Genomic DNA, 6,763 nt, shown 5'->3' on the forward strand with positions numbered 1-6,763 from the left:
GTCACACCCAGCAGGATGCCGAGTGCAACCCAGAGGCGGCGGGTCGTGGACATGGAGCAATTCCCCCAACTAGTTAGTAGGCGAATTGTCACGCCACCCACATGGGCAAGCCATGATCTGGATCAAGCCCGATGACAACAGGGCAGTCGCAGGGGTCAGTCGTGCAGGATGCAGCGAGCCATCTTGCGCAGTTCCGCGGTATCCAGCAGTTCCACATCGCGTTCCTCGACGTGGATCAGACCCTGGTCCTGGAATCGCCTGAAGACGCGGCTGACGGTTTCCGCGGCAAGGCGAAGATGGTTGGCGATGTCTCCGCGCGGCATGCTCAATCGGAAGCGGGTGGCCGAAAATCCGCGCGCGGCATAGCGGTCGGCGAGAAGGATCAGGAATGCCGCCATGCGTTCGCTGGCGTTGTAATCGCCTGCCAGCAAGGCGGCCTTGCCGATATCCGCGCTGAGCAGTCGAAACAGCTGCTGCTGGATGCCAGGCAGACGAGTGGCCAGCGTCGCCAATGCGGGAAACGAGAAACGGCAGAGATATACGGTATCCAGCGCGACTGCGTCGCAGGGATAGCGAGCCGGATGGATCGCATTGAGCCCGACCATTTCGCCGGGCAGATGGAAGCCAAGCACCTGCTCGCGGCCTTCTTCGTCGACGGTGCAGGTCTTTACCGTGCCGGCACGCACGGCAAAAATGGACTCGAACGCGTCACCCGCACGGAAAAGGCAGTCGCCGACGTGGAATGGACCGACGTGTTCGACCAGACAGTGCAGGTCCTGCAGCGCCGGCTTGTCGAAACCACCCGGCAGGCACACTTCGCCGAACGCACAGGTCGAGCAAAAATTCAGTTCGTCGCCGTCACCCGCACCGGGATCGTAGGTTGGCAAGTGTCTGATGGGTCGGGTACTGCTCATGGTCACCGGCACAATTGAATCGGGGCCCGGAATCCGGGATATGCCCTGGGGTCCATGCTGGCGAGACCGCAGGCAAGCCCAATGATACGCAGGTCGGGTTCGAGTTGTGCGGTCAACAACGAAGCAGCAACGCGAGAAGGGGCGCCGAAGCCCTCGGCTTGTATCGGATCTTCGTAGGAGAATTGTTCACGCTCGATGCCTTTTCACGGGTTGAGAAAATGGCATCGCGGCTGCTTTCAACAGCCGCATGGCTGGTCAAGCCACTTCCGACGATGGACGAGGTAACGCGAAGCTTCGCGGCTCAGGCCCCGGAATCGTCCAGAACCCGCCTGACCGCATCCACGAATTCCGGATCGGTCTTGCCCATGGTTTCCGTGCGCGCAACGATGCGGCCATCGGCATCGAGCAGGATCAGCACGCTGGTATGGCTGAACTCGCCATCATCGAGTTCGCGATACTGGATGCCGAGCACCGCTGCGAGCTTGCGCACGTTCGAGGCATCGGTGCGCGCAAGCGTCCACTTCTTCGTGTCGATCTTGCGCTGCCCTGCCAGCGCCTTGAGCGCTGCCGGATCGTCGCGTTTCGCATCCATGCTGACCATCAGCACCGAGAGCCCGGCGAGTTGAGCATCATCGAGTTTCCGTTCGGTCATGCGCGCCGTATCGATGATCAGCGGACACATGTACGGGCACGAGGCATAGAACATGCTGATGATGCGTGGCTTCCCGCGCAGGGAAGGCAAATCGACCTTCACGCCATCCTGATCGAGCAGGGGAATGTCGAGCTGGTAGATCGAGTCACCGGGAATCGCCGTGATTGATTCTGCGTGCACCAGATTGCACGCCAGCAGGGCAAGCAGGATGACCGACACGTGCAGGAACCTGATCACTTCGCATCTCCGATAGCGGGACGGACGCAACGAAAGCCAACATTGCCGGTGACATCGGCAGCCTGCAGCGAGGACAGCATGGCGATGCGCATGAGCACAGCGTAGTTGTCGCGATCCTGCATCGACAATGCGCCGGCTCCACAGAATTTCGTCGTATCGGGATCGCCCTGTTCGCGATTGTCGGCACTGACGATGAGTGCGTTGAAGTCGTCGACCCATTCCCAGGCCAGGCCGTGCATGTCGCGAACGCCATAGGCATTTGCTTCGCCTCCGATATCGGCCGGCGCGCTTGCGGATGAGCTTGAGTACCAGGAAAGGATGCGATTTCGCCATTCCGGATCTGCGCGCGCGTCGGTGCGCGTCGCGTCGGCGGCAGCAACGTATTCCCACTCATGCCATGTCGGCAGGCGGCCGCCCTCGTTCTCGCAGAACGCCTGCGCGGCGAACCAGCTGACTCGGGTCACGGGTTGTCGGGACTGTTCGCTGCCAATGGCATCAACCTTTGGCCATTGTTCGAGATAGCGCGACTCGGCGAAGACGACCGGCACCTGGTCGCGACGCCATTCTGGATGGGCGATCACGAAATCCAGGAATTCCGACTGGGTGACCGGCTCGACACGCATCTGCAGGGCAGCGACGTTGACATCCAGTGGCGTATCCGCCGTCGGCAACACCGACTGGAACGCGCCTGCAGGGATATCCACGTACTCCGCTGCCTGCAGCGGAATCGCACACAGGCTGAAGAACATGATGCCAACGATCAGGCCCGAATTCCTGATCGTTGGCACGGCTGCGTTGGAGACGCAGTGAAACATGAGATTCAATGCCGGATCAGTGCGCGGCGCCTTCGGAACGCGGTGTTTCTGCGCGCACCTTGGCTACCTGTTCGGCGGTGACCACGCCATCGTCATTGCCCCAGCTATTGAAGACATAGGTGAGGATGTTGGCGATTTCGTCGTTGTTGAGCTGGCTCATGGGCGGCATGACCGAGTTGTAATCCGCGCCATTGACCTTGATCGGCCCGCTCAAGCCATTCAACACGATCTTGATCGCGGCTTCCGGATCGTTGGCCAGATAGTCCGACTTGGCCAGCGGCGGGAATACGCTCGCCATGCCGGCGCCGTTGTCCTGATGGCAAACCGAACAGGTGCCGGTGTAATGCGCCTTGCCTGCCGCAACCTGTTGCGCAAGGGTCATCGTGCCAGAGCTGGCGGCATCGCGAGCCTCGGTAACCGGAGCCAGGCTGGCTGCCTTGTCGCCGAGATATACCGAATCGACTTCCTTGCCGGAATAGATGGCCTTGTTCTCTTCGCCATCCACTTTGAGGATCGCCAGTGCGCCCTTGTTGAAGGCGCGGAAGATCGAGTGGTCGACCAGCACATAGCTGCCCGGTACTTCGACATGGAAATCGGCCATCATCGCGCCGCCCGAAGGGATCAGCGTTGTCTGTACGTTTTCCTGGAAGTGGGTGCCGCCTTCGTACCAGACCTTGTCGAAGATCTCGCCGATGACGTGGAAGCTCGATACGAGATTCGGCCCGCCGTTGCCGACGAACAGGCGGACGTTGTCTCCGGTGTTCGCCTTGAGTGCCTTTTCATTGATCAGCGCGCCTTCCGAACCATTGAACAGAACGTAGGTTGCGTTCTCGTCGATGGCCTTCTGCATGTCGAAAGCCTGCAAGCCCTTCTCGCGGTATTTGCCGACCGTGTAGAAGTCACCCTGCATCACGTAGAACTCGTGGTCGACAGGAGGCAAACCTTCCGGCGGCTCGACCAGGATCAGGCCGTACATGCCGTTGGCGATATGCATGCCGACCGGCGCGGTGGCGCAGTGGTAGACGAACAAGCCGTGATTGAGCGCCTTGAAGGTGAACTGCGACTCATGGCCTGGCGCGGTGAAACTTGATGCCGCACCGCCACCGGGCCCGGTCACGCCGTGCAGGTCGATGTTGTGCGGCATTTTCGAATCGGGGTGGTTCTTCAGGTGAAACTCGACGGTATCGCCCTGGCGCACGCGGATGAAGCTGCCCGGCACGGTGCCGCCGAACGTCCAGAACGTATAGGTGACACCTTCGGAAATTTCCAGATCGAGTTCGCGCACTTCAAGGTTGACGATCACCTTGGCAGGCTGGGTGCGCCCGGTTGCCGGCGGGACGAGCGGTGGCGAGGTCAGTATGGCTTCAATGGGCTCGCCCTTGGGCGGCCCGAAATCGCCTCTGGCCGAGCCGCCGGTGTCGGCTTTCGCCGCGTTTGCGGATGCGTCGCCGGATGCGGACTTGTCTGCTGCCGGAGAACACGCGACCAGCAGCAGGACAGAAAGCATTGCGGACAATAATGTACGTGTCATGGATATTCCCCGGAATCTGATGAAATTCGATGGGCGGGAGTCTGCCCCTTCTGCTGCCTCCCGGCCTTGACGTGGGTCAACTCGCTCGTTCTATGGCCGACCTCACGCAAGCGCGGGCCAGAATTGGCAGAATCGAGCTGGCAGACGACTCGAAAGCTCCTGTCATGCGGCATTCTGTCACCGTCTGACGCCATATTGATCGACGTCAACGGATAATTCTTGCCGCACTGCCACAATACGCCTGCCGGAAAAGGGGAAATGAGCGATGTCATCCGTGGAAACCTACAACGACAAAGTCGTCCGCCAGTTCACGATCGCCACGATCGTGTGGGGCGTTGTCGGCATGCTGGTCGGCCTGTTCATAGCTGCACAGCTGGCTTGGCCCTGGCTGAATTTCGATATTGCCTGGCTTAGCTACGGCCGCCTGAGACCACTGCACACGAATGCGGTGATCTTCGCATTCGGCGGCAGCGGACTGTTCGCGACCTCTTACTATGTGGTCCAGCGCACCAGCCACGCGCGATTGTTCTCGGATCGGCTGGCGGCTTTCACGTTCTGGGGTTGGCAGGCGGTCATCGTCGGTGCGGCAATAACGCTGCCATTGGGCCTGACCCAGAGTCATGAATATGCCGAACTGATCTGGCCGCTGGACCTGCTGATCGCAGCGGTGTGGATTGTTTACGCCGTGGTCTTCTTCATGACCATCGTCAAACGCAAGATCAAGCACATCTTCGTGGCCAACTGGTTCTTCGGTGCCTACATTCTGACGATTGCGGTCCTGCACATCTTCAACAACCTGCAGATCCCGGTGTCATGGACAGAGTCCTACCCGATCTACTCGGGCACTGTGGATGCAATGGTGCAGTGGTGGTACGGCCACAACGCGGTCGGATTCTTCCTCACCGCGGGCTTCCTCGGCATCATGTATTACTACGTGCCCAAGCAGGCACAAAGGCCGATCTATTCCTACCGCCTGTCAGTGGTGCATTTCTGGGCCCTGATCTCGATCTACATGTGGGCTGGTCCGCATCACCTGCACTACACGGCACTGCCCGATTGGGCGCAATCGATCGGCATGGTGTTCTCGCTGATCCTTCTCGCGCCGAGCTGGGGCGGCATGATCAACGGCATGATGACGCTCTCGGGTGCCTGGCATAAATTGCGCACTGATCCGATCCTCAAGTTCATGATCGTTTCACTGTCGTTCTACGGCATGTCGACCTTCGAAGGTCCGATGATGTCGATCAAGACCGTCAACGCACTCTCCCACTACACCGACTGGACCATCGGCCACGTGCATGCCGGTGCGCTGGGCTGGGTGGCGTTCATCACCATGGGTGCGATCTACAGCATGCTGCCGAAACTCTATGGCCGCGAGCAGATGTACTCGATCAAGGCGATCGACGCGCATTTCTGGATCGCCACCATCGGCATCGTGCTTTACATCACCGCCATGTGGATTGCCGGCGTCATGCAGGGCCTGATGTGGCGGGCCACGAATCCTGACGGCACGCTGACCTATACGTTCATCGAATCGGTCAGGCAGACCTACCCCTACTACGTCACCCGCGTATTTGGCGGCTTGCTGTTCTTCATCGGCATGCTGATCATGGTCTGGAACGTCTGGAAAACCTGTCTCCCGGCGCGCGAGCTTCCCGTCGTGCGTGTTCCCGCCCCGGCCCACGCCTGAGGAGAGCCCTGATGAAACATGAAGTAATCGAAAAGAATGTCGGGCTCATGGCCGTGCTGATCGTGATCGTGATCGCGATAGGTGGCCTTGTCGAAATCGTTCCGCTGATGTTCCAGGCGCAAACGGTCAACCCCAGCCCGGGTGTGAAACCCTATTCGCCGCTGCGCCTGGCGGGACGCGACATCTATATTCGCGAGGGTTGTGTCGGCTGTCACTCGCAGATGATTCGTACGCTGGCGTCGGAAACACAGCGCTACGGGCCCTACACGCTGGCCGGTGAAACCGTCTATGACCGACCGTTCCTGTGGGGCTCAAAACGCACCGGACCGGACCTGTCCCGGGTGGGTGGGCGCTATTCGGACGACTGGCATCGCGTGCACCTGCTCAATCCGCGCAACGTCGTGCCGGAATCGAACATGCCGGGCTATCCGGTCCTGACCGAATCGCTGGTTGATCCGAAACTGATCGAAACCAAGATGCGCGTACTGGCCTGGATGGGGCATCCCTACACCGATGCCGATTTCGCCAGCATCAACGAGAGCGTGGTCGGCAAGACCGAACTGGATGCCGTGGTTGCCTACCTGCAGGGCCTGGGCGTGAACACGGCCACAGGCGTGGAGGAGACCCAGCCATGATTTCAGGAATCGCTACCGCCATCCTGTTGCTGACTTTCCTCGGCATATGGGCGTGGGCCTGGAGCCGTCGCCGGAAGAAAGATTTCAGCGAAGCCGCAAACCTGCCGCTGGAAGACGACTCCTCTCTCAACAAGGAGCGCGAAGCATGAACACCACCTGGAGCTGGTACGTCATCGTATTGACCGTGATCAACCTGGTCGGACTGATGTGGCTGCTGTTGGCGACAGCCGCCAAACCCAAGAGCGAGACGTCGGCCACCGAGAGCACCGGTCATGTCTGGGATGGCGAC

At 60.1% G+C, this 6,763-nt stretch carries 7 protein-coding genes; 3 read left to right on the forward strand and 4 right to left on the reverse strand.

Annotated elements, in window-relative coordinates; all coding sequences use genetic code 11:
* Positions 1-155 precede the first annotated feature (155 nt).
* The 4 genes from WBP53_RS01045 to nirK form a co-directional block, all read right to left on the reverse strand.
* Positions 156-914 (reverse strand): helix-turn-helix domain-containing protein, encoded by a 759-nt coding sequence (locus WBP53_RS01045; RefSeq protein WP_423925054.1) that lies wholly within the window; start codon positions 912-914, stop codon positions 156-158.
* A 301-nt stretch (positions 915-1,215) separates the two neighbouring features.
* Positions 1,216-1,803 carry an SCO family protein gene (locus WBP53_RS01050; protein WP_423925056.1) on the reverse strand — a complete coding sequence of 196 codons (588 nt, stop codon included), beginning with the start codon at positions 1,801-1,803 and terminating at the stop codon, positions 1,216-1,218.
* Positions 1,800-2,618 (reverse strand): formylglycine-generating enzyme family protein, encoded by an 819-nt coding sequence (locus tag WBP53_RS01055; protein WP_423925058.1) that lies wholly within the window; start codon positions 2,616-2,618, stop codon positions 1,800-1,802. The genes WBP53_RS01050 and WBP53_RS01055 overlap by 4 nt, the downstream gene beginning before the upstream one ends.
* A 16-nt stretch (positions 2,619-2,634) precedes the next feature.
* Positions 2,635-4,149, reverse strand: a complete 1,515-nt coding sequence (gene nirK, locus WBP53_RS01060) for a copper-containing nitrite reductase (RefSeq protein WP_423925060.1) — start codon at positions 4,147-4,149, stop codon at positions 2,635-2,637.
* A 265-nt stretch (positions 4,150-4,414) separates the two neighbouring features.
* On the opposite strand from nirK, the gene ccoN reads away from it, so the two are divergent.
* From ccoN to WBP53_RS01075, 3 genes are read left to right on the forward strand one after another with little or no spacing between them, the layout of a single operon-like run.
* Complete coding sequence (gene ccoN / locus WBP53_RS01065) at positions 4,415-5,839, forward strand: cytochrome-c oxidase, cbb3-type subunit I (RefSeq protein ID WP_423925062.1); 1,425 nt, start codon at positions 4,415-4,417, stop codon at positions 5,837-5,839.
* 11 nt (positions 5,840-5,850) lie between these two features.
* Positions 5,851-6,474, forward strand: coding sequence for a cytochrome-c oxidase, cbb3-type subunit II (ccoO, locus tag WBP53_RS01070; RefSeq protein WP_423925064.1), 624 nt, complete (start codon positions 5,851-5,853; stop codon positions 6,472-6,474).
* Positions 6,471-6,623 (forward strand): cbb3-type cytochrome oxidase subunit 3, encoded by a 153-nt coding sequence (locus tag WBP53_RS01075; RefSeq protein WP_423925066.1) that lies wholly within the window; start codon positions 6,471-6,473, stop codon positions 6,621-6,623. Before ccoO ends, WBP53_RS01075 begins: the two co-directional genes overlap by 4 nt.
* The last annotated feature ends 140 nt before the right edge of the window (positions 6,624-6,763 follow it).

It is taken from the genome of Dokdonella sp., from assembly GCF_049593775.1.
In the GTDB taxonomy this organism is placed as follows: Bacteria; Pseudomonadota; Gammaproteobacteria; order Xanthomonadales; family Rhodanobacteraceae; genus Dokdonella.